At 65.2% G+C, this 19,956-nt stretch carries 18 protein-coding genes; 15 read left to right on the top strand and 3 right to left on the bottom strand.

Features of this window, described 5'->3' with window-relative positions; all coding sequences use genetic code 11:
- The 7 genes from ruvC to E3O06_RS02940 all read left to right on the top strand — a co-directional run bounded on the left by ruvC (position 1) and on the right by E3O06_RS02940 (position 8,212).
- Positions 1-639, top strand: coding sequence for a crossover junction endodeoxyribonuclease RuvC (ruvC, locus tag E3O06_RS02970; RefSeq protein ID WP_134501512.1), 639 nt, complete (start codon positions 1-3; stop codon positions 637-639).
- Complete coding sequence (gene ruvA, locus E3O06_RS02965; protein ID WP_134501511.1) at positions 636-1,319, top strand: Holliday junction branch migration protein RuvA; 684 nt, start codon at positions 636-638, stop codon at positions 1,317-1,319. Before ruvC ends, ruvA begins: the two co-directional genes overlap by 4 nt.
- A complete protein-coding gene (ruvB, locus tag E3O06_RS02960) occupies positions 1,316-2,380 on the top strand; it encodes a Holliday junction branch migration DNA helicase RuvB (protein WP_134501510.1) in 1,065 nt (354 codons plus the stop codon). The genes ruvA and ruvB overlap by 4 nt, the downstream gene beginning before the upstream one ends.
- Positions 2,381-2,557: 177 nt before the next feature.
- A complete protein-coding gene (yajC, locus tag E3O06_RS02955) occupies positions 2,558-2,944 on the top strand; it encodes a preprotein translocase subunit YajC (RefSeq protein ID WP_134501509.1) in 387 nt (128 codons plus the stop codon).
- 116 nt (positions 2,945-3,060) lie between these two features.
- Positions 3,061-4,830 (top strand): protein translocase subunit SecD, encoded by a 1,770-nt coding sequence (gene secD, locus E3O06_RS02950; protein WP_134501508.1) that lies wholly within the window; start codon positions 3,061-3,063, stop codon positions 4,828-4,830.
- The gene (secF, locus tag E3O06_RS02945) at positions 4,830-5,843 is read left to right on the top strand and encodes a protein translocase subunit SecF (RefSeq protein WP_134501507.1); all 1,014 of its coding nucleotides are present in this window, start codon (positions 4,830-4,832) and stop codon (positions 5,841-5,843) included. Before secD ends, secF begins: the two co-directional genes overlap by 1 nt.
- Before the next feature lie 113 nt (positions 5,844-5,956).
- Positions 5,957-8,212 carry a RelA/SpoT family protein gene (locus E3O06_RS02940; protein ID WP_134501506.1) on the top strand — a complete coding sequence of 752 codons (2,256 nt, stop codon included), beginning with the start codon at positions 5,957-5,959 and terminating at the stop codon, positions 8,210-8,212.
- Here E3O06_RS02940 and E3O06_RS02935 read toward each other — a convergent pair.
- The 3 genes from E3O06_RS02935 to E3O06_RS02925 form a co-directional block, all read right to left on the bottom strand.
- On the bottom strand, positions 8,209-8,838 hold the full coding sequence (locus tag E3O06_RS02935; RefSeq protein ID WP_134501505.1) for a type IV toxin-antitoxin system AbiEi family antitoxin: 630 nt from the start codon (positions 8,836-8,838) through the stop codon (positions 8,209-8,211). The genes E3O06_RS02940 and E3O06_RS02935 overlap by 4 nt on opposite strands.
- Before the next feature lie 110 nt (positions 8,839-8,948).
- Positions 8,949-10,181, bottom strand: coding sequence for a DUF349 domain-containing protein (locus tag E3O06_RS02930; RefSeq protein WP_134501504.1), 1,233 nt, complete (start codon positions 10,179-10,181; stop codon positions 8,949-8,951).
- 110 nt (positions 10,182-10,291) lie between these two features.
- The gene (locus E3O06_RS02925) at positions 10,292-11,098 is read right to left on the bottom strand and encodes a peptidylprolyl isomerase (protein ID WP_241979828.1); all 807 of its coding nucleotides are present in this window, start codon (positions 11,096-11,098) and stop codon (positions 10,292-10,294) included.
- 108 nt (positions 11,099-11,206) lie between these two features.
- On the opposite strand from E3O06_RS02925, the gene E3O06_RS02920 reads away from it, so the two are divergent.
- The 8 genes from E3O06_RS02920 to E3O06_RS02885 all read left to right on the top strand — a co-directional run bounded on the left by E3O06_RS02920 (position 11,207) and on the right by E3O06_RS02885 (position 19,954).
- The gene (locus E3O06_RS02920; protein ID WP_134501503.1) at positions 11,207-12,547 is read left to right on the top strand and encodes a replication-associated recombination protein A; all 1,341 of its coding nucleotides are present in this window, start codon (positions 11,207-11,209) and stop codon (positions 12,545-12,547) included.
- Between the two features lie 245 nt (positions 12,548-12,792).
- A complete protein-coding gene (gene rpsD / locus E3O06_RS02915; RefSeq protein ID WP_092107727.1) occupies positions 12,793-13,422 on the top strand; it encodes a 30S ribosomal protein S4 in 630 nt (209 codons plus the stop codon).
- Positions 13,423-13,569: 147 nt separating this feature from the next.
- The gene (locus E3O06_RS02910; protein WP_134501502.1) at positions 13,570-13,941 is read left to right on the top strand and encodes a DUF948 domain-containing protein; all 372 of its coding nucleotides are present in this window, start codon (positions 13,570-13,572) and stop codon (positions 13,939-13,941) included.
- A 133-nt stretch (positions 13,942-14,074) separates the two neighbouring features.
- On the top strand, positions 14,075-14,299 hold the full coding sequence (locus E3O06_RS02905) for a hypothetical protein (protein WP_134501501.1): 225 nt from the start codon (positions 14,075-14,077) through the stop codon (positions 14,297-14,299).
- 71 nt (positions 14,300-14,370) lie between these two features.
- Positions 14,371-17,025, top strand: a complete 2,655-nt coding sequence (gene alaS / locus E3O06_RS02900; protein WP_134501500.1) for an alanine--tRNA ligase — start codon at positions 14,371-14,373, stop codon at positions 17,023-17,025.
- 89 nt (positions 17,026-17,114) lie between these two features.
- Positions 17,115-17,585, top strand: a complete 471-nt coding sequence (gene ruvX, locus E3O06_RS02895) for a Holliday junction resolvase RuvX (protein WP_134501499.1) — start codon at positions 17,115-17,117, stop codon at positions 17,583-17,585.
- A gap of 1 nt (position 17,586) precedes the next feature.
- Complete coding sequence (mltG, locus tag E3O06_RS02890) at positions 17,587-19,053, top strand: endolytic transglycosylase MltG (RefSeq protein WP_134501498.1); 1,467 nt, start codon at positions 17,587-17,589, stop codon at positions 19,051-19,053.
- Positions 19,046-19,954, top strand: a complete 909-nt coding sequence (locus E3O06_RS02885; RefSeq protein ID WP_134501497.1) for a shikimate dehydrogenase — start codon at positions 19,046-19,048, stop codon at positions 19,952-19,954. Before mltG ends, E3O06_RS02885 begins: the two co-directional genes overlap by 8 nt.
- Positions 19,955-19,956: the final 2 nt, after the last annotated feature.

Genomic DNA, 19,956 nt, shown 5'->3' with positions numbered 1-19,956 from the left:
ATGGCGGTCCGGGTGCTCGGCATCGACCCGGGCCTCACCCGGTGCGGGGTCGGCGTCGTCGACGTCGAGGGTAACCGTTCGGCCCGACTGGTCGACGTGACCGTGCTGCGCAGCGCGCCCGACCTGCCTCTGGAGCAGCGGCTGTTATTGCTGTCCCAGGGCCTGGAAGAAATGCTCGACCGGCACCAGCCGCAGTACATCGCCATTGAGCGGGTCTTCGCCCAGCACAACGTGCGCACCGTCATGGGCACCGCCCAGATCAGCGGGGTCGCCCTGCTGCTGGCCGCCCAGCGCGGCCTGCCGGTGACCCTGCACACGCCGAGCGAGGTCAAGGCCGCCATCACCGGTTACGGTGCCGCCGACAAGAAGCAGGTCGGCACCATGGTCGCCCGCATTCTCGGGCTGACCGAGATTCCCAAACCGGCCGACGCGGCGGATGCCCTCGCCCTCGCCATCTGCCACGCGTGGCGCACCGGTGCATCCGGCGGCACCCTGCCGACCGTCGCTTCGGTCAAATCCACCGTCACGCCCGGCGCCCTCACCCCGGCCCAGAAAGCCTGGCGCGACGCTGAACGAGGGTCGGTGTCCCGGGTGTCTGTACCGGCACTGTCAGTGGTGCCCCGTAGTCTTAAGCGGTGATCTCTTCCGTACGTGGCCTTGTCCTGTCCGCCCTGGGCTCAACCGCCAGCACAGCAACGGTGGTAATCGAGGTCGGGGGAGTCGGCCTTGCCGTGCAGGTGACGCCGGCCACCGCACTCGGCGTGCGCATCAATGACGAAGCCCGGCTGATGACCACGCTCATTGTGCGCGAAGACTCGCTCACCCTCTATGGCTTTCCGACCGCTGAGGAACTCGTGGTCTTCGAACTGCTCGTCGGAGTCACCGGCGTTGGCCCCAAGTCCGCACTCGGCGTGCTCGCGGTGCTCACCCCCGACCAGATCGCCCACGCTGTCGCCGGCGACGACGACGGCGCGTTCCGTAAGGTCAGCGGCATCGGGCCGAAGACCGCGAAACTCATCGTTCTCTCCCTGGCCGGCAAACTCGCCGTGACGGCCGCAAGCACACCGACCCGCCAACCCGGGGCCACCTCCGTCGCCGCGAGCGTGCAGGCGGCTCTGATCGGTCTCGGCTGGTCCGAACGCGTCGCGGCTGAGGCCGTCGACGAAACCCTCACCGAATTAGCGGATGCCGCCGGCGCTGACTCCGCGCCGCCGGCGGTCGCCGCCGTCCTCCGACTGGCCCTGGGCCGACTGGGCCCGGCCGCGCACCATGCCACGGGCTCTGCGGCCGCACTGGCGACCGGCAAGGATCGCTCATGAACCCCGACCCCGCCATTGAACTCAGCAACCCCTCGCTGGAGAGCGAATCCGAGCTCGCCTTTGAGGGCGCCCTACGCCCGGCGAGCCTCGCCGAATTCGTCGGCCAGAAGAAGGTGCGCGGGCAGTTGCAGCTGCTGCTGACCGCCGCAACGATGCAGAATCGCACGCCGGACCACATCCTCCTGGCGGGTCCACCCGGCCTGGGCAAGACCACCCTGGCCATGATCGTCGCCTATGAGGGCAATCGCCCGCTGCGTATGTCGAGCGGCCCAGCCATCCAACATGCCGGCGATCTCGCGGCCGTGCTGTCGTCGCTGGTGCCCGGCGAAGTGCTGTTCATCGACGAAATCCATCGCATGGCGCGCTCCGCCGAAGAAATGCTCTACCTCGCCATGGAAGATTTCCGCATCGACATCATGGTAGGGAAGGGAGCGGGCGCCACCTCCGTTCCGCTCGACCTGGCACCGTTCACCCTGGTCGGTGCCACGACCAGGTCGGGCCTGCTGCCGAACCCCCTGCGCGACCGATTCGGCTTCACCGCGCACCTCGAGTTCTACGCGGAGAGCGAGCTCGAACAGGTCCTCGGCCGCGCTGCACAGCTGATCGGCCTGCCGATCAAAGCGGATGCCCTCGCCGAGATCGCCGGACGTTGTCGCGGCACACCGCGAATCGCGAACCGCCTGCTGCGTCGGGTCCGAGACTATGCACTCGTGCACGGGGGAGCGGCCGACATCGCAGCCGTGCACGCCGCCCTCGAGCTGTACGACGTCGATGCGATCGGCCTCGATCGACTCGACCGGGAGGTCATGAAGATCATCCTGACCCGCTTTGGGGGTGGGCCGGTCGGCCTGAACACGCTTGCCGTCTCGGTGGGTGAGGAGTCCGAAACGGTGGAAGCGGTCGTGGAGCCGTTCCTGGTACGGATAGGCTTCCTCACGCGTACCCCGCGAGGACGCGTTGCCACCAGCGCCGCGTGGCGCCATTTTGGTCTGGCCCCTCCGCCGGGCTTGACTGCACCGGGATTGACCGCACAGGGCAGTGCAACCCTTCTTGACCTATAATTCAATTTGGCCCGTCTGTCTATACCCAAAAAAAGTTACCCAAAAAAGCTATACCCAATAAAGACATACCTACACGGACGATACCCAATAGTTTGCAGGCATCTGCCGGCGGATTAGTCTGGCCCACACCCACAAGCTTCGGCCACCCGCGCCGCAATCGGAAGGTTTCACCGCTCCATGGATAATCTGACTCTCGTTATGCTGGCCGTCCTGGCTGTTCTCGTCTTCTTCATGTTCCGCAACGGCCGCAAGCGTAAGAAAGATCAGGAAGCCCTGCAGGCCACCATGGTTCCCGGCGCCGACGTCATGACCAACTTCGGCATGTACGGCACGATCATTGCCATCGATGAAGAAGCCAACAAGGTCGAACTACAGATCGCGCCCGGCGTCATCGTCGAAATCCACCGCCAGACCATCGCTCGCGTGGTCGAGCCGGTCGTTGCCGAGGATCTCGAAGACACCGATGTTGACAGCATCGATTCGCTCAATGAGCCGGAATTTGGCCAGCGAGTCGTCGATACCGACACCGACACCACCGAACAGCCGAAAAAGGGCGACGCGTAGCTCCTGCTTGTCAGGTAAGACTCGCTCGGCACGACCTTTATCACGACATACGTACTGCATCACGCGGCGCGCCTCCGCATTCTGGCGTGGGCGCCAACAGAAAGCTGAGTTCATAGGTGGCTAAGTCGTCGTCTCCGGCCAAAAAGGCCTGGCGTTCCCTGACCTGGTTGGGCGTGCTCATCGTCGGCCTGATCGCCCTCAACGCTTTCGGCGTGTTCACCCAGAACGGATCGTGGACGCCGAAGCTGGCGCTCGACCTCGAGGGTGGAACGCAGATCATCCTCGCACCCCAGCTCGAGAGCGGGCAGACGGTCACCTCCGAACAACTGAGCGAAGCCGTGGGCATCATTCGCCAGCGAGTGGACTCCTCGGGCGTTTCCGAGTCGGAGATCAACACCCAGGGTGGCCAGAACATCGTGGTGTCGATCCCGGGTACCCCCGATGACGCCACCCTGGAACGCATCAAGTCGTCGGCTAAACTCGAGTTCCGGGCCGTGCTCGTCGCGGGTCAGCCGTCCGGTCAGACCGTCGGTGCTGACGGTACCGCGACGCCGGCGCCGGAGGCGACTGTCGATCCAACCTTGTCGACCACACCCGCCGTCGAACCGACCGACGCGAGCGACCTCAACTACGTGACCCCTGCACTACAGGCCGAGTACGATGCCTTCGACTGCAGCAAAATCAACACGACCAACGTGGCACCGGCCAACGACCCGCTCATCACCTGCGAAGCCGACGACTCGGTCAAGTACATCCTCGGCCCGGTCGAGGTGGACGGTTCCACGATCGCGGACGCGACCAACGGCCAGCGCACCACACAGAACGGTGCGACCACCGGCGAGTGGGCCGTGAACATCGTCTTCAACAGCGATGGAACGTCGAAGTTCGCCGATGTCACCCAGCGCCTGTTCAACCTCACCGGTGTGCAGAACCAGTTTGCGATCGTGCTCGACGGGCACGTGATCTCGGCTCCGTCCACGCAGGCTGCCATTCTCGACGGCAAGCCTCAGATCACCGGGTCATTCGACCAGGAGACATCCAAGGCCCTCGCCGACCAGCTCAAATTCGGTGCCCTTCCGATCAGTTTCACGGTGCAGAGCCAGGACACCATCTCGGCAACACTCGGCTCGACGCAGCTGCTCAACGGCCTCATCGCCGGCCTGATCGGTTTGATCCTCGTGGTCATGTACTCGCTCGCCCAATACCGGCTCCTCGGGCTCGTCACCGTGGCCTCGCTCGGTGTCGCAGCGGTGATCACCTACCTGCTCATCACCATCCTGTCCTGGCGCGAGGGGTATCGCCTGTCGCTGGCCGGTGTCGCCGGTCTGATCGTGGCCATCGGTATCACCGCCGACTCCTTCATCGTTTACTTCGAACGCGTGCGCGACGAATTGCGTGATGGTCGCGGGCTGGAATCGTCGGTCGAAGCCGGCTGGAAACGCGCCTTCCGCACCATTGTCGCGTCCGACGTCGTCAACTTCCTCGCCGCCGCCGTGCTGTTCGTGCTCGCGGTCGGCAACGTGCGGGGCTTCGCCCTGACCCTCGGCCTCACCACGATCGTCGACCTCCTCGTGGTCAGCCTGTTCACACACCCGATGCTGCAGCTGATCGCCAAGACGAAATTCTTCAACGAAGGCCACAAGCTCAGCGGACTCGATCCGCGCGCCCTCGGTGCCGTGTACCGCGGACGGGCTCGCTTTGAGCCCTCGGCGTCCATGTCGCCGACCAAGGTCTCTTCCTCGAGCAAGGAGGCCGCCAAGAGACAAACCATCGCCGAGCGCAAGGCGTCTGAGCTTGTCAACACCAAGCTTGTCAACACCAAGCCTGCAGACACCAATCTCGTGGGTACCAGCACTGATCGATCGACGGACGGGAAGGATTCCTGATGGCCAGCTTCTCGAAATTCGGAAATGATCTGTACACGGGCGCTCGGTCGCTCAACATCGTCGGGCGTCGCAAACTCTGGTACCTGATTGCCGGCGGTATGATCCTCATCGCCCTAGTCGGCCCGTTCCTGCTGCGCGGCGGCTTCGTCTTCGGTATCGAGTTCACCGGCGGGAGTCAGTTCGTCGTCTCGCAGGCGACCAGCCAGTCCGAGAGCATTGCAACGGATGCCGTCGCGAGCGTCGTTCCCGACGCCGTTCCGAAGGTCTCCACCGTCGGCTCCGACGGTGTGCGCGTACAGACCGACCAGCTCTCCGAGACGGAATCCTCGGAAGTGCGCGACGCTCTCGCCGCGGCTTATGACGTTCCGGTCACCGAAGTCGCGACGTCGTTCATCGGGGCCACGTGGGGGCAGGACATCACCGGGCAGGCCCTTCGCGCCCTGGTCGTGTTCCTCGTCCTCGCCGGAATCATCATGGCGATTTACTTCCGCACCTGGAAGATGTCGGTGGCAGCCATGGTCGCGCTGCTGCACGACCTCGTGATCACCGCCGGATTCTACGGAATAACGGGCTTCGAAATCACGCCGGCCGCGGTCATCGGGTTTCTGACGATTCTGGGCTACTCGCTCTACGACACGGTCGTGGTCTTCGACAAGATTCGGGAGAATACCAACTTTGACGGGTCAGGCTCGAGCCGGACCTTCTCTGAGTCGGTCAACCTCGCCGTCAACCAGACGCTGGTGCGTTCCATCAACACCTCTGTCGTCGCGGCCCTGCCCGTCGCATCCATTCTCTTCATCGGGGCGTTCGTGCTGGGCGCCGGTACCCTGCGCGACATCTCGCTCGCTCTGCTCATCGGAATTCTGGTCGGCACCTACTCGACCATTTTCATTGCGTCGCCGCTGTACGCCCAGCTGCGCAACGGTGAGGATGCCATTCGCAAGCACGACAAGAAAGCCCTCGCGGCCCGTGCGAAGGCCTCGGCTCCGCTTGCCGAGAGCGTCACCTCCTAGGCCACCACCTCACGTTCGGCGACGGCGTACAGGCAACCCCTGTCGAACCGGCATAATTGGAAGAACGCAAGCCCGCCCGGACATCCACCGGGCGTGACGCACGAGGTGAGACTATGACGGACACGACGACCCCCTCCCCGGCGTCGCTGCGCCGTCTGGTTCCCCGCATCTTCTCCCGGGCCCAGCCGGCGGGAGCCGTCGACCGCCTGATCAAGACCGTGCGGCTGAACCATCCCAAGGTGGACCTGTCGATCATCGAACGGGCCTATACGGCAGCTGAGCGCGCACACGACGGTCAGCTGCGTCGCAGCGGCGAGCCGTACATCACGCACCCGGTCGCCGTGGCTCAGATTCTGGCCGACCTCGGCATCGGCACCAAGACCATCGCCGCTGCCCTGCTGCACGACACCGTCGAGGACACCGAGTACACCCTCGATGCCCTGCGGGCCGATTTCGGCGATGAGATCGCGATGCTCGTTGATGGGGTCACCAAGCTCGACAAGGTGAAATACGGCGATTCGACCCAGGCCGAGACCGTGCGCAAGATGATCGTCGCCATGTCCAAGGACATCCGCGTGCTCATCATCAAACTCGCCGATCGGCTGCACAATGCGCGTACCTGGGGTTTCGTGCCCAACGAATCTGCGGTGCGCAAGGCCACAGAGACCCTGGAGATCTACGCGCCCCTGGCACACCGCCTGGGAATCCAGACCATCAAATGGGAACTCGAAGACCTCTCGTTTGCGGTGCTGTACCCCAAGTTGTACGCGGAGATCGAAAGCCTGGTCAAGCAGCGCACGCCGCAACGCGAAGAGTTCGTTCAACAGGTCATCGACACCATCAACGACGATCTCAAATCGGCGCGCATTCGCGGCAAGGTCGCCGGGCGCCCCAAGCAGTATTACTCGATCTACCAGAAGATGGTCGTGCGCGGTCGCGAGTTCGATGAGATCTACGACCTCGTCGGCATTCGCATACTCGTGAACTCGGTGCGGGACTGCTACGCAGTGCTCGGATCCATCCATGCCCGGTGGACGCCGCTGCCCGGCCGCTTCAAGGACTACATCGCCACTCCCAAGTTCAACCTGTACCAGTCATTGCACACAACGGTACTCGGCCCGAGCGGTCGCGCCGTAGAAATCCAGATCCGCACCACCGAGATGCACCAGCGTGCCGAGTTCGGTGTCGCCGCGCACTGGAAGTACAAGGAACAGGTCAACGGTAAGAGTTCCGGCGGGCCCGGCCCGCAGAGCGACACCGACATGGCGTGGCTCGCCCACATCTCAGACTGGCAAGCCGAAACCGCCGACCCCGGCGAGTTCCTCGACTCGCTGCGCTACGAGATCGGCGCCAAAGAGGTCTACGTGTTTACGCCGAAGGGCCGCGTCATCGGCCTGCCCTCCGGCGCCACCCCGGTCGACTTCGCCTACGCCGTGCACACCGAGGTGGGCCACCGCACCATGGGCGCCAAGGTCAATGGTCGCCTGGTGCCGCTCGAGAGTGAACTCATCACCGGCGACGTCGTCGAGGTATTCACCTCGAAGAACCCCGACTCCGGCCCGAGCAAGGACTGGCTCAACTTCGTCAAGAGCCCCAGGGCGCGAAACAAGATTCGGCAGTGGTTCACGAAAGAGCGCCGCGACGAAGCCATCGAACAGGGCCGCGACGCGATCGCTCGGGCCATGCGCAAGCAGAACCTTCCGCTGCAGAAACTGATGAACCAGGACTCCTTCGCGGAGGTCGCGGCCCAACTCAAGTACGAAGATGTGTCGGCACTCTACGCCGCCGTCGGTGAGGGCCACGTCTCCACCCAGTCCGTGCTCGAGAAGGTCGTCTCCTCGGTGCAGAGCATCGAAGACAACGACAGCAACGACTTTCCGGTCGCCGCACGCGGTCGGACGCCAACGCCTCGCAACGGCGACTCGGGAGTACTGGTTCGCGGTGCTCCCGACATTCTGGTCAAGCTCGCCCGGTGCTGCACACCGGTGCCCGGTGATAAAATCGTCGGTTTCGTCACGCGCGGCGCGGGTGTCTCGGTGCACCAGGCCGCCTGCCACAACGTGCAGTCCCTGCTCAAGGAGCCCGAGCGCATGATCGAGGTGGAGTGGGCACCCACCTCGAAGAGTCTGTTCCTGGTGCACATTCAAATTGAAGCCCTCGACCGTTCCGGACTGCTCTCCGACGTCACCCGCGTGCTGTCGGAGCACCACGTGAACATTCTCTCGGCCACCGTCAATACCTCCAGCGATCGTCTGGCGCTGAGCCGGTTCGTGTTCGAGATGGGTGACACCACCCACCTCGACCGAGTGCTCAACGCCGTGCGCCGCATTGATGCCGTCTACGACGTCTACCGAGTCAGCGACGGCTAACCGGCGAGACCGGCCGGGCCGGCCGGATTGGACCGTTGGTGCAGCGCAGACAGTGGCGCGTTGACGTCCGCGAATCGGGCAACGGCAAGGGTACTGTGAGCGGGGCTGCCACGTTTGCACAAGCGCACGGCATCCGCTACGTCGTCGAAGCGGCCGTAGTGCAGTAATCGGGCCAGGAGCGCGATCAGTTCGTTCGACTGTGCAGATGTTGACGGCGCCGACGTTGACGGCGGCGTATAGCGGGCGAGATCGACGGCCGTGCGCAGGGGAGTGGTGACTCGCACGCCGGAGACAGTGTTCACATCATCCGGGGTACGCACGATTTCCCGCACTTGAGCCCGTGGCGACCAGAGTGCCGTCGTGCGCGCTCCGATCACGACACAGAATTGGTGGCGGCGCGGTTCAGGGGCCACGCCGTAGATCCACGCAGCGGTGAGCCGCTCAGCGATTGCGCGGGGCGGGACCAGCGCACTGGCGGCGATGGCCCGACTGGAGCATCCGTCTATTTCGTCGATCACACACCAGGAGTCGGCGACTTGAAAGACCTGCCCGGCGAGACGGGCGCTGTACAGTTCGGCGAGCGGCAGGTCGCTGACCGTGAGTACTCGTCCCCGTGGATTTGTCATGCCACCAGAGTGACGCTTAACCAGGTCCAGGCCCCCGAAGGAGCCTGGGCCTGTGGATACCTGAGCAGCGGCGCGGCCTGTGGATAACCGCGAGTGCTGCTTGAGCGGGTCTACTCGCCGATCGCCTTGAGCCAGGCCTTACGGGCCTCGAGCGCTTCGGTGGCATCTTTGATGGCGCGGGCGTTCTGACCCTTCTGCGCCGTGGCGAGTTCAGCCTCGAGCTTGGCGATCGCGTCGTTCAGCTGCCCGGCGAGGCCCTCGGTGCGGGCCTTGGTCTCGGGGTTGTTGCGCTTCCAGTGGTCGTCGTCGAGTTTGCGCACGACGGCTTCCACCTTGCGAAGGCGATCCTCGATCGGCTTGACCTGGTCGCGGGGAACCTTGCCGATCTCGTCCCACTTGCGCTGGATCGTGGTGAGCGTGTCCCGCGCGGCGTTGCGATCGGTGGTGGTGAGCAGGGTCTCAGCCTGGGTCAGCAGTTCGAGCTTGAGCACGAGGTTCGCGGAGAACTCCTCGTTGTCCTGGGCTTCGACCTCACTCTTGACCGAGTAGAGCACGTCGCCAGCGGCCTTGAACTTCGCCCACATGGCGTCGTCCTGCTTCTTGCCGCTGCGGCCGGCTTTCTTCCACTCGTCGAGCAGGTTGCGGTAGGCCCCGACGCCGTCGGCGCCTTGGGGGGCGAGGGCCTCGGCCTGTTCGATCAGGTGCTGCTTCTTGGTGCGAACGTCCTTGTGAGCGCTGTCGAGTTCGGCGAAGAACGCCTTGCGGTTCTGTTCGATCGTGGTGCGGGCGGCCCGAAAGCGCTTCCACAGGTCGTTGGCCTCGCCCTTGGGGATACGTGGGGCGTCGTGCTGGTGTGCCTGCCATTTGGCGAACAGGGCGTCGAGGGCAGCGCTGGTCTGCTTCCACTGCGTTTTGGCCGGATCTTCGGCGGCCAGGCGCTCGGCCTCCGTCACGATTTCGGCGCGCTCGGCGACGGCAGCAGCGGATGCGGCCTTCGTCTCGATGCTCTGCTGTTCGGTGAGCTCGCTGACGGCCCCGCCAAGGGCGCCGAGGCGTTCGGCCAGTGCGGCGAGGTTGCCCACAGCGTTGGCGTTGGCAACGGCAACGGTCAGGTTGGCGACCGACTTGGCGATATCCGCGGCTGGAGCGCCACCCTTGGCGCGCTGCTCGAGCAGGGTAACCTGCCCGTTGAGCTCAACGTACTTGCGTTCGAAGTAGGCCAGGGCCTCTTCCGGAGTGGCATCCGGGTACTGGCCGACGGCGCGTTCGCCATCCGCCTCGCGCACGTAAACCGTGCCGGTTTCGTCTACGCGACCCCATGGTTGCTGATCTGTCGTAGTCAAGAGCCTCACCTTTGCTGAGTTGTTGTGTGTGGATCCGCGGGAGTAAAGAGTGCGGAGCCAGGAAATACCCTGATAAGCCTATTGCAATAGCGCAGGGGGATCGATCGATCCTACTGAACTGTTATGGCCGTGATCGTCGTTGGCACCACGGGCGAAACGCCGTCCGCGTTGCTTCCTGCGTTGGTGATCTGGGCTTTGACCGCGTCGAGGCCGCTCGTGACCTTGCCGAGCACGGTGTAACCACCGGCTGAATCAGACGGAATCGTGCTGTCTTCGTAGACGATGAAGAACTGGCTGCCGTTCGAGAAGCCGTTGTCACCGGTACGAGCCATGGCCAGGGTGCCGACGGGATACACATTGTCCGTGGGTGCGTTCTCAACCGGGCCGTAGCTGTACTCCGGTCCGCCCGTGCCGTCTCCGGCGGGGTCGCCGCACTGCAGCACGAAAATGCCCTCCACGGTGAGGCGGTGGCAGGTCAGCCCGTTGTAGAAGCTTTTCTGCACGAGGCTGATGGTCGACGACACCGCCTGCGGTGCCAGCGCACCGTCCAGTTCGATGCCAAGCGGAATGTCGTTGAGAGTGAGCGTGCCGGTCCAGGTGCGGCTCTCGGCGAGGGTGCTCGCCGGCACGTCGCCGACGTTCTCGCCGACGTTCTCACCGGCGGCCGCAGTGGTGGCCGGGGTCGGAGTTGCACTCGCGTCCGCCGTCGGCGCCGGGGTGCCGGGGCCGCCGTCGAAGTAGAACACCTGCGCGACCACGATGAGGGTCAGTACCACGAGCAAACCGCCGCCGGCGATCAGGTTGTCGCGTACGCGACGCTGGTACTGGTGTTCGTGAACGGCGCGCCGGGCCTGGTAGGAACGCACACGGCCGCGCTCTTCACGTGCCGCACGCTCAAGCTTGTAATTCGAAGCCACTGGGAACCCCTCCAGGGCCGTCGGGGTTGGCGACGACCGAACAAAAAAGCAATCAGGCATCAACACGCCCGACCTCGTAGAACTCTACGCACAAACTACGCTGGAGGAATGTCGGATGCTCAACCGGGTCTGCGCAGTGGCGCGACCCCCCTCGCCGTACGAATGCGCCCAAAAACCCTCGACGAGGTCGCCGGCCAGCGTCACCTGTTGACGCCGGGGTCCCCGCTCGTGAGTCTGGCGAGCGACAAGACAGGGGAGCGCGGCAGCGTGTCGGTCATTCTGTGGGGACCGCCCGGAACCGGAAAGACCACCCTCGCGCAGGCGATCGCGCACAGTTCCGGGCGACGATTCGTTGAGCTCTCGGCCGTGACCGCCGGGGTGCGCGATGTGCGCCAGGTGATGGAAGACGCCCGCACCAACCGCGATTTGTACGGTCTCGCGACAGTGCTCTTTCTCGACGAGATCCACCGTTTCTCCAAGGCCCAGCAAGACACCCTGCTGCCAGGGGTCGAGAACGGCGTCGTCATTCTAGTCGCCGCGACGACCGAAAACCCGTCGTTCTCGATCATTTCCCCCCTGCTGTCTCGTTCCCTCTTGCTCACCCTCGAAGTTCTCAGCGACGACGACCTTGGCATCGTCGTCGATCGTGCCGTCACCGATGCGCGCGGCCTGGCCGACCGGTTCGAACTTGAACCCGAAGCCCGCGGCGCGATCATCCGACTCGCCTCTGGTGATGCCCGGCGGGCGCTGACCGCGCTGGAGGCAGCATCCGTTTCGGCCGAATCAACGCTCGAATCGGGAGCGACCGGCAAACCGGTGATCACGACCGACATTGTCGCCCTCGCCGTCGATCGTGCGCTACTGCGCTACGACCGCAACGGCGACGAGCACTACGACGTGATCAGCGCGTTCATCAAATCGGTACGCGGCAGCGACGTCGACGCCGCGCTGCACTATCTGGCGCGCATGATCGAGGCCGGCGAAGACCCACGCTACATCTGCCGGCGCATCATCGTCCTCGCCTCGGAGGACATCGGCATGGCCGACCCGCAATCGCTCCTCATCGCCGTCGCCGCCGCCGATGCCGTACAACTGATCGGCATGCCGGAGGGCCGCATACCGTTGGCCCAGGCCGTCGTGCACCTGGCAACCGCACCCAAGTCCAATGCCGCTTACATGGCCCTCGACGCGGCGATCGCCGACGTGCGGGGCGGCAGGATGGGCCGTGTGCCCAAGGGAATGCGCGACGCGCACTACCCGGGTGCCAAGCGCCTCGGGCACGGCAAGGGCTACCTGTATCCGCACGACGACGCCCTCGGAGTGGTCACCCAGCAATACCCGCCAACCGAGCTGAAAACCACCCAGTACTACGCCCCCACCGAGCACGGCCACGAGCGAGACATCTCGGCTCGCCTCCTGAAGATCCGCAGAATAGTCCGCAACCAATAATGTATTGGACGCCCGCCTCGACAACGCGACGCATCCGCTCTGTGCTAACCTTGACTCTGCCTACAACTGGTTTCGGCATGCGGCTGCGTCCGTTTCCAGTTTGGAGGGGATTCGTTCTGTAGCCGAACGTCCCATGGCACCCAATCCTCTGATCTCCCATGACGACTGTGTTGATTGAACGCTGCGCTGCAGCGATACGCACTCGCCCTGGTATCCCTGTTATTGAGTCCGATTGAAAGGAAACCGTGTCTACCAAGTCACGTACCCGCAGTAAAACTCGCCTCTCGCGCGCCCTGGGCATCGCCCTCACGCCGAAGGCAGCCCGCTTCCTCGAGAAGCGCCCCTATGCACCCGGTGAGCACGGCCGCACCAAGCGCAAGACTGATTCGGACTATGCCGTTCGTCTGCGCGAAAAGCAGCGCTTACGCGCCCAGTACGGCATTCGCGAAGCCCAGCTCAAGATTGCCTTTGAGCAGGCTCGTCGTCGCCAGGGACTGACCGGTGAGAACCTCGTCGAGATCCTCGAGACCCGTCTCGACGCCCTCCTCGTTCGTTCCGCGATCGCCCGCACCACCGCGCAGGCTCGCCAGATGATCGTGCACCGTCACATCCTCGTCGATGGAGAGCTCGTCGACCGGCCCTCCTTCCGCGTGAAGCCGGGCCAGCTCATGCACGTCAAGGCTCGCAGCGAGGGCATGGAGCCCTTCCAGGTTGCAGCAGCCGGCGGACACGTCGACCTGCTCCCCAAGCTCCCGCCGTACCTCGAGGTTGAGCTCGACAAGCTTCAGGCCCGCCTCGTGCGCGCCCCGAAGCGCATCGAGATTCCCGTGACCTGTGAAGTCCAGCTCGTCGTGGAGTACTACGCAGCTCGCTAACACAGTGCAGCTCGCTAACACAGTGCAGCTCGATAACCGCTCAGCTCGCTAGAGCAACCGGTACGCTGAAGGGCGGATCACCTCAGGGTGATCCGCCCTTTTGCCTACCCGGGCTCTCCGGAGCCCCTCGTACAGAGTGGAGTCACCGTGTCAGGTGGAGATATTGCCGGCCTCATCGCTGCCGGCGTGTTCGCGATTCTGGTCGCGGTCATCGCCATCCCTCTGGTCAAACTGGGCCGGGTCTTCGACGAGACGACCGCGGCCATCCATGAACTCAGCGACGGAATCACCCCGATGCTCGCCGAGACGACCGAGACCATCCGCTCCACCAATCAACAGCTGGCTCGAGTCGACACCATCACGAGCAACGTAGCGGATGTCACCGGTAACGTCGGAGCGCTCGTCGCGTTGTTCGCGGCGACGGTCGGCGGGCCGCTGATCAAGCTCGCCGGGTTCTCGGCCGGCGTGCGGGCGGCCTTTCGCACCGGGAGGCCGCGACCTCGGCGCAATCGGGGTTGACCGGCTACTCTGGACAGGGCGTTGATATTCTCGCGCCCGACTTATCGGTAGCTTCGGCTAGCGGTGCCCGGCTTCATTCAATTCGGTTCTATTGTCTGCGGCCCCGAGCCGCGCAGATTCAGGGAGAAACGCCATGAAGAACGTCATCTGGTTGGTCATTGGCGTTGCCGCGGGCTTCGTGGTCGCCCACGAGGTGAACAAAACCCAGCAGGGCAAAGCGTTCTTCACCGAACTCGACACCAAGGCACGCGAGTTCGGCGAGGCCATGTCCGAGGGGTACCGCCAGCGCGAGGCCGAGCTGCACGCAGCGCTCGGCGACGATGCCGCCGGTACGGCGCCGGTGACCGGCGCGCCGTAGGCATCCGCTGAACGGAAGCACCACTGATTTGAAGCACCACCACATTCATGCACCACGAACAAACGGACACCATGCAGACTGCTGACATTCGCGGGCGCTGGCTCGACTTCTTCGCCGACCGTGGACACACCGTTGTGCCGTCCGCGTCCCTGGTGAGCGACGACCCCACCCTTCTCTTCACCGTTGCCGGCATGGTGCCGTTCGTGCCGTATCTCACCGGGCTCGTTCCAGCTCCGTACCCGCGCGCCACGAGCGTGCAGAAGTGCATTCGCACCAACGACATCGAAGAGGTCGGCAAGACCCCGCGCCACGGCACGTTCTTCCAAATGAACGGCAACTTCAGCTTCGGTGACTACTTCAAGGAAGAAGCCATCGGCTTCGCCTGGGAACTGCTCACCACGCCGGAGAATCAGGGCGGCTACGGTTTTCGCGAGAGTGACCTCTGGGTCACCATCTACCTCGACGACGACGAGGCCCATCGCTACTGGCGTGCGCTCGGCGTGCCCGAGAACCGCATTCAGCGCCTCGGCATGGAATCCAACTACTGGTCCACTGGCCAGCCAGGGCCGGCCGGCCCCTGCTCGGAGATCTTCTTCGATCGTGGACCCGCCTACGGCCGGGACGGCGGACCGGCCACCGACGACGACCGGTACGTCGAAATCTGGAACCTCGTCTTCATGCAGTACCTGCGCGGCGAAAGCACCGGCAAGAGCGACTTTAAGATTCTCGGCGACCTGCCGAAGAAGAACATCGATACCGGCATGGGGCTCGAGCGCGTTGCCTTCCTCAAGCAGGGCGTCGAGAACATGTACGAGATCGACCAGGTACGCCCGGTGCTCGACCGCGCGGCCGCCCTGTCGGGCCGCCGCTACGGCGCCGATCACGATGACGACGTGCGCATGCGCATCGTCGCCGACCACGTGCGCTCCTCCCTCATGCTCATGAGCGACGGCGTCATGCCGTCGAACGAGGGACGCGGCTACATTCTGCGGCGCCTGCTGCGGCGCAGCGTGCGCGCCATGCGGCTGCTCGGTGTCGATACCGTGAGCCTGCCCGAATTGCTGCCCGCCTCCCGTGACGCCATGAGCGCCGCGTATCCCGAGGTCAAGAGTGACTTCGGTCGCATCAGCCAAGCCGCGTTCGCTGAGGAAGAAACGTTCCTGCGTACCCTCGCGAGCGGCAGTGCTGTGCTCGACCTCGCCGTGGCGAAGACCAAGAAGGCCAACAAGACCGAACTGGCCGGTCCGACGGCCTTTCTGTTGCACGATACCTACGGATTTCCGATCGAGATCACCCTCGAGATCGCCGAAGAGGCCGGCCTGAGCGTGAACCGCGACGCGTTCGACGTACTCATGACCAAGCAGCGCACCATGGCCAAGGCCGATGCGAAGTCCAAGAAGACGACCCTGGCCGACCTCGGCGTCTACAGCGCGTTCCGAGCCCTCGGGGAGACGGTGTTCACCGGGTATGACGACCTGCAGAACGAGTCGAGTGTGCTGGGCCTCATCGTGGACGGCGAGTCGGTCACGAGCGCGGTCGCCGGCGAGACAGCGGAGGTCATTCTGGCCGAAACCGCCCTGTGGGCAGAATCCGGCGGACAGGAAGCGGATGCCGGTCTCATCGTGGGTCCCGGCTACGAGCTCAAAGTGCTCGACGTGCAGAAGCCGGTCAAGGGACTGATCAGCCACAAGGTTCTCGTGCAGTCCGGCGAGGTTGCTGTGGGCGACAGCGCAACGAGCGTGGTCGACGAGAGTTGGCGTCGCGGCGCCCGCCAGGCTCACTCCGGAACGCACGTTCTGCACGCGGCGCTGCGCCAGGTGCTCGGCCCGAACGCCCACCAGTCAGGCTCCTACAACAAGGCCGGGTTCTTTCGTCTTGACTTCTCCTGGAACCAGGCGCTGTCACCGGCGACCCGCACCGAGATCGAAGAGATTTCCAACAACGCCATCCGCGACAACCTGCCGGTCTCCACTCGGGAGCTGCCCCTCGCGGAGGCGAAGGCGCTCGGCGCAATGGCCCTGTTCGGCGAGAAGTACGGCGACGTCGTGCGTGTCGTCGACATCGGCGGCCCATGGTCCCGCGAACTCTGTGCCGGTACCCATGTCTCCAGCAGCGCCGAGATCGGCATGATCAACCTGATCAGCGAGGCTTCGGTCGGATCGACCAACCGGCGGGTCGAATCGCTCGTCGGCCTCGAAGCCTTCCGCGACCTCGCCGCCGAACGAGCCCTCGTATCGCAGCTCACCTCGAGCCTCAAAACACCGCGGGACCAGCTCCCCGAGCGCATCAGCGACCTCGTGACCAGCCTCAAGGCGGCCGAGAAGAAGATCGCCGCCTTCGAAGCCCGCGCCCTGACCGACCGGGTTCCCGCCCTGCTGGCCACGGCCCGTCGAGTCGGCGCCGTAACCGTCGTCGCCGAAGATCTCGGCGTGCTGGGCTCCCCGGACGACGTGCGCACGCTGACCCTCGCGACCCGGGAACGCCTCGGCACGGACGCGGTCGTCGTGGCGCTCTCTGCCGTCGCCGCCGACAAGCCGGTCGTGATCGTTGCCACCAACCAGGCTGCCAGGGACGCCGGACACAAGGCCGGCGCCCTCGCCAAGGCCGTCGCCGGTATCCTCGGCGGCGGCGGCGGCGGCAAGGACGACCTCGCCCAGGGCGGTGGCCCTAACGGTGCTGCCGTACCGGCTGCGCTGCAGGCCGTCGTCGCAATGATCACCCGCTGACGATGCGCTCCGACCGAACCTCGGCTCGGCCCCGCACCGACAGGTCGGAGGCCGGGGCGGGCGAGGTCGCGCCTGCGCACGCGCACCGCATGCGTTCCGGCGTACGCGTGGGCGTCGACGTGGGCAAGGTGCGCATCGGCCTGGCCCGCAGCGACAACCACGGCATGCTGGCCACACCGGTCGAAACCGTGGCCAGGGACCAGGCCGGCCTGACCGACCTCGCCCGCATTCGTGCCGTTGTGCTGGAGCTTGAGGCGGTCGAGGTCATCGTGGGGCTCCCGCTGGCGCTGTCCGGAAACGCGACGGCGTCTACCGACGACGCGGTTGAATTCGCCGACCGGCTTGCGCGGGCGCTGAGTGTGCCGGTGCGTCTGGTCGATGAACGGCTCTCCACAGTGTCGGCGCAGTCGGCGTTGCGGGCATCCGGTCGCCCAGCGAAGACGCAGCGGCCAGTGATCGATCAGGTGGCCGCGACTATCATTCTGCAACACGCGCTCGACAGTGAGCGTGCCTCGGGGCGACCAGCTGGCTCGCCCGTCGAACCGACCGAGAGGCCGTAACGTGCAGAGTTCCACCCCGGAAGAGCCTCCGCTTAGCCGCCGTCAGTGGCGCGCGCAACAGGCCGCCGCCGAGCAGGCCGCCGCCCAGCAGGAGGGCGCCGACCAGGCCGGGGCTGATCAGGCCGGCGCTGCGCAGCCGGGTATGGGGGAGATCCCTGCGGAACCGACTCCTCCGCCCGCCGCCGCCAAGCTCTTGTCGCCGCTGCGGGAGACGGCGGTGCCGGAGCCCGCGGTGCCCACGGAGATCGCGGAGGGTGACGCGCCCAGCGGTCGACCCACCGATCCCACCGATTTTCTGACCGCGAACATGATCGCGACCGAGAGCGGCACTTCCGGTCGCGGCCGCACCAATCGCCGCTCGCTCCTCGCCGACGAACCGCCGCGAGAGAAACGCAGCCACAAGGGCGCCTGGGGTTGCCTGATCGTCTTCGCCGTGCTGGCCGCGCTCGTGGCTGGCGCTTACTTCTTTCTACAGGGCCCGATCAGTCAAATCATCGCAGCCACCCAGGGACCGGCCGATTTCACCGCTGAGGAAGCGGCCACCGGCGAGGACGTGGTCGTCATGATCCACGACGGCGACGGCGGGTCGGAAATCACCAGCACCCTGGTCGACCAAGGCGTCGTGAAGAGCTTTGACGCGTTTTACTCGGTTTTGTTGCAGACTACCCCGGAGCCGGTGTTCCAGCCCGGCGCCTACCAGTTGAAAACCAAGATGGTAGCCAGCACCGCCCTCGACGCCCTGCTCGATGACGGCACGCGACTGAGCCAGACCGTGGTCGTGCCCGAAGGTACGGCGACCGTTAATGTGCTGCAGTCGATCTCGGAGGGAACCGACATTCCCCTCGCCGATCTGCAGGCCGCCGCCAGCAACGTGGCCGCGTTCGGACTGCCCGCCGAGGCGACCACCCTCGAGGGCTTCCTCTTTCCCGCCACCTACACTTTCTCGCCGGGGGACACCGCCCCGATCGTTCTACAGGCAATGGTGAACCGGCAGTATGAGGCCCTCGACTCGGCGGGAGTCGCCGTCGCCGATCGCTGGAAGACCATCGTGTTCGCCTCGCTGATCCAGCGCGAGGCCGGCCTGCGCGACGACTACTACAAGGTGGCGCGGGTCTTCCTCAACCGGCTGGACCCGGCGCAGTGGGAGAGCGGCCTGCTGCAGTCCGACGCAACCGTCGCCTATGGCACCGGCAACACCCATCTCGTGACCACGACCGACGCCGAACGCGCCGACGCTGGCAACCTGTACAACACCTACGCGCATCCCGGTATGGTCGTCGGCCCCATCTCGAACCCGGGAGATCTCGCAATCGACGCCGCCTTGCACCCGGCCGACGGACCCTGGCTGTTCTTCGTTACGATCAACCTCGACACCGGGGAGACGGTCTTCTCCACCACAGTGGCCGAGCATGATGCGGCGGTCGTCGTCTGGCAGGACTGGATGAGGGAGCACCCCGAATATGGATAGTCTCACGTCGAATCGGCTCGCGGTGCTCGGCTCACCGATCAAGCATTCCCGGTCGCCGATGCTGCACCGGGCCGCCTACCGGCAGCTGGGCCTTGACTGGACCTACGACGCCGTGGAGGTGAAGTCCGGCTCCCTGGCCATGTTCCTGAGCAAGCTCGGCCCGGAATGGCGAGGTCTGTCACTCACCATGCCACTCAAGCAGGAGGTGTTGCCCTTCATCGACGACTGCGATCGGGTCGCGCAGCTGACCGGTGCGGTCAACACCGTTCTCCTGCGAAGGGTCAACGGTCGCGGCACCCTGAGCGGCTACAACACGGATGTCGCGGGGCTGGTGCGTGCCCTCGCCGAAGGGGGAGTCACCCGCGCGGCGCACGTGACCCTGCTCGGAGCCGGCGCAACGGCGGCATCCGCTCTGATGGCGGCGGCGGAGCTCGGCACCGAATCCGTCACGGTGCTCGTGCGGGACCTGCAGAAGGCGCTGCCCCTCGTCGACCTCGGTCGCTCGCTCGGGGTGGTGGTCGACCTGGAGGATTTCAGCGGCGCGACCCGCGACGACAGCGACGTCGTGATCAGTACCCTGCCCGGGGGAACCATGCTGCCGTCGCCGTTACCTCTCGTGCTGCGGGAACGGGCTGTTCTGTTCGACGTGGCCTATTCGCCGTGGCCGAGCGGAGTGGCCACGTCGTGGCAGGAGGCCGGCGGTACCGTGCTGAACGGCCTGGGCATGTTGCTGCACCAGGCGCTGATCCAGGTGCGGGTCTTCGTCACCGCTGACCCGTTCGAGCCGCTGCCCGACGAGCCGGCCGTACTCTTGGCCATGCGCGGGGCGCTGACCCGCGACGCTGGCCGCAATGACACTGGGGCGCATGACTCTGGCCCTCACGATGCTGTGGAAAGATAGGA

It is taken from the genome of Cryobacterium glaciale (genome assembly GCF_004402535.1).
GTDB lineage: Bacteria > Actinomycetota > Actinomycetes > Actinomycetales > Microbacteriaceae > Cryobacterium > Cryobacterium glaciale.
This window is presented reverse-complemented; position numbering and strand designations above follow the sequence as displayed.

Coding starts and splice junctions, on each gene's coding strand:
- ruvC (WP_134501512.1), top strand. CDS start 1: ATGGCGGTCCGGGTGCTCGGCATCGACCCGGGCCTCACCCGGTGCGGG.
- ruvB (WP_134501510.1), top strand. CDS start 1,316: ATGAACCCCGACCCCGCCATTGAACTCAGCAACCCCTCGCTGGAGAGC.
- yajC (WP_134501509.1), top strand. CDS start 2,558: ATGGATAATCTGACTCTCGTTATGCTGGCCGTCCTGGCTGTTCTCGTC.
- secF (WP_134501507.1), top strand. CDS start 4,830: ATGGCCAGCTTCTCGAAATTCGGAAATGATCTGTACACGGGCGCTCGG.
- E3O06_RS02940 (WP_134501506.1), top strand. CDS start 5,957: ATGACGGACACGACGACCCCCTCCCCGGCGTCGCTGCGCCGTCTGGTT.
- E3O06_RS02935 (WP_134501505.1), bottom strand. CDS start 8,838: ATGACAAATCCACGGGGACGAGTACTCACGGTCAGCGACCTGCCGCTC.
- E3O06_RS02920 (WP_134501503.1), top strand. CDS start 11,207: ATGTCGGATGCTCAACCGGGTCTGCGCAGTGGCGCGACCCCCCTCGCC.
- E3O06_RS02905 (WP_134501501.1), top strand. CDS start 14,075: ATGAAGAACGTCATCTGGTTGGTCATTGGCGTTGCCGCGGGCTTCGTG.
- alaS (WP_134501500.1), top strand. CDS start 14,371: ATGCAGACTGCTGACATTCGCGGGCGCTGGCTCGACTTCTTCGCCGAC.
- ruvX (WP_134501499.1), top strand. CDS start 17,115: ATGCGTTCCGGCGTACGCGTGGGCGTCGACGTGGGCAAGGTGCGCATC.
- E3O06_RS02885 (WP_134501497.1), top strand. CDS start 19,046: ATGGATAGTCTCACGTCGAATCGGCTCGCGGTGCTCGGCTCACCGATC.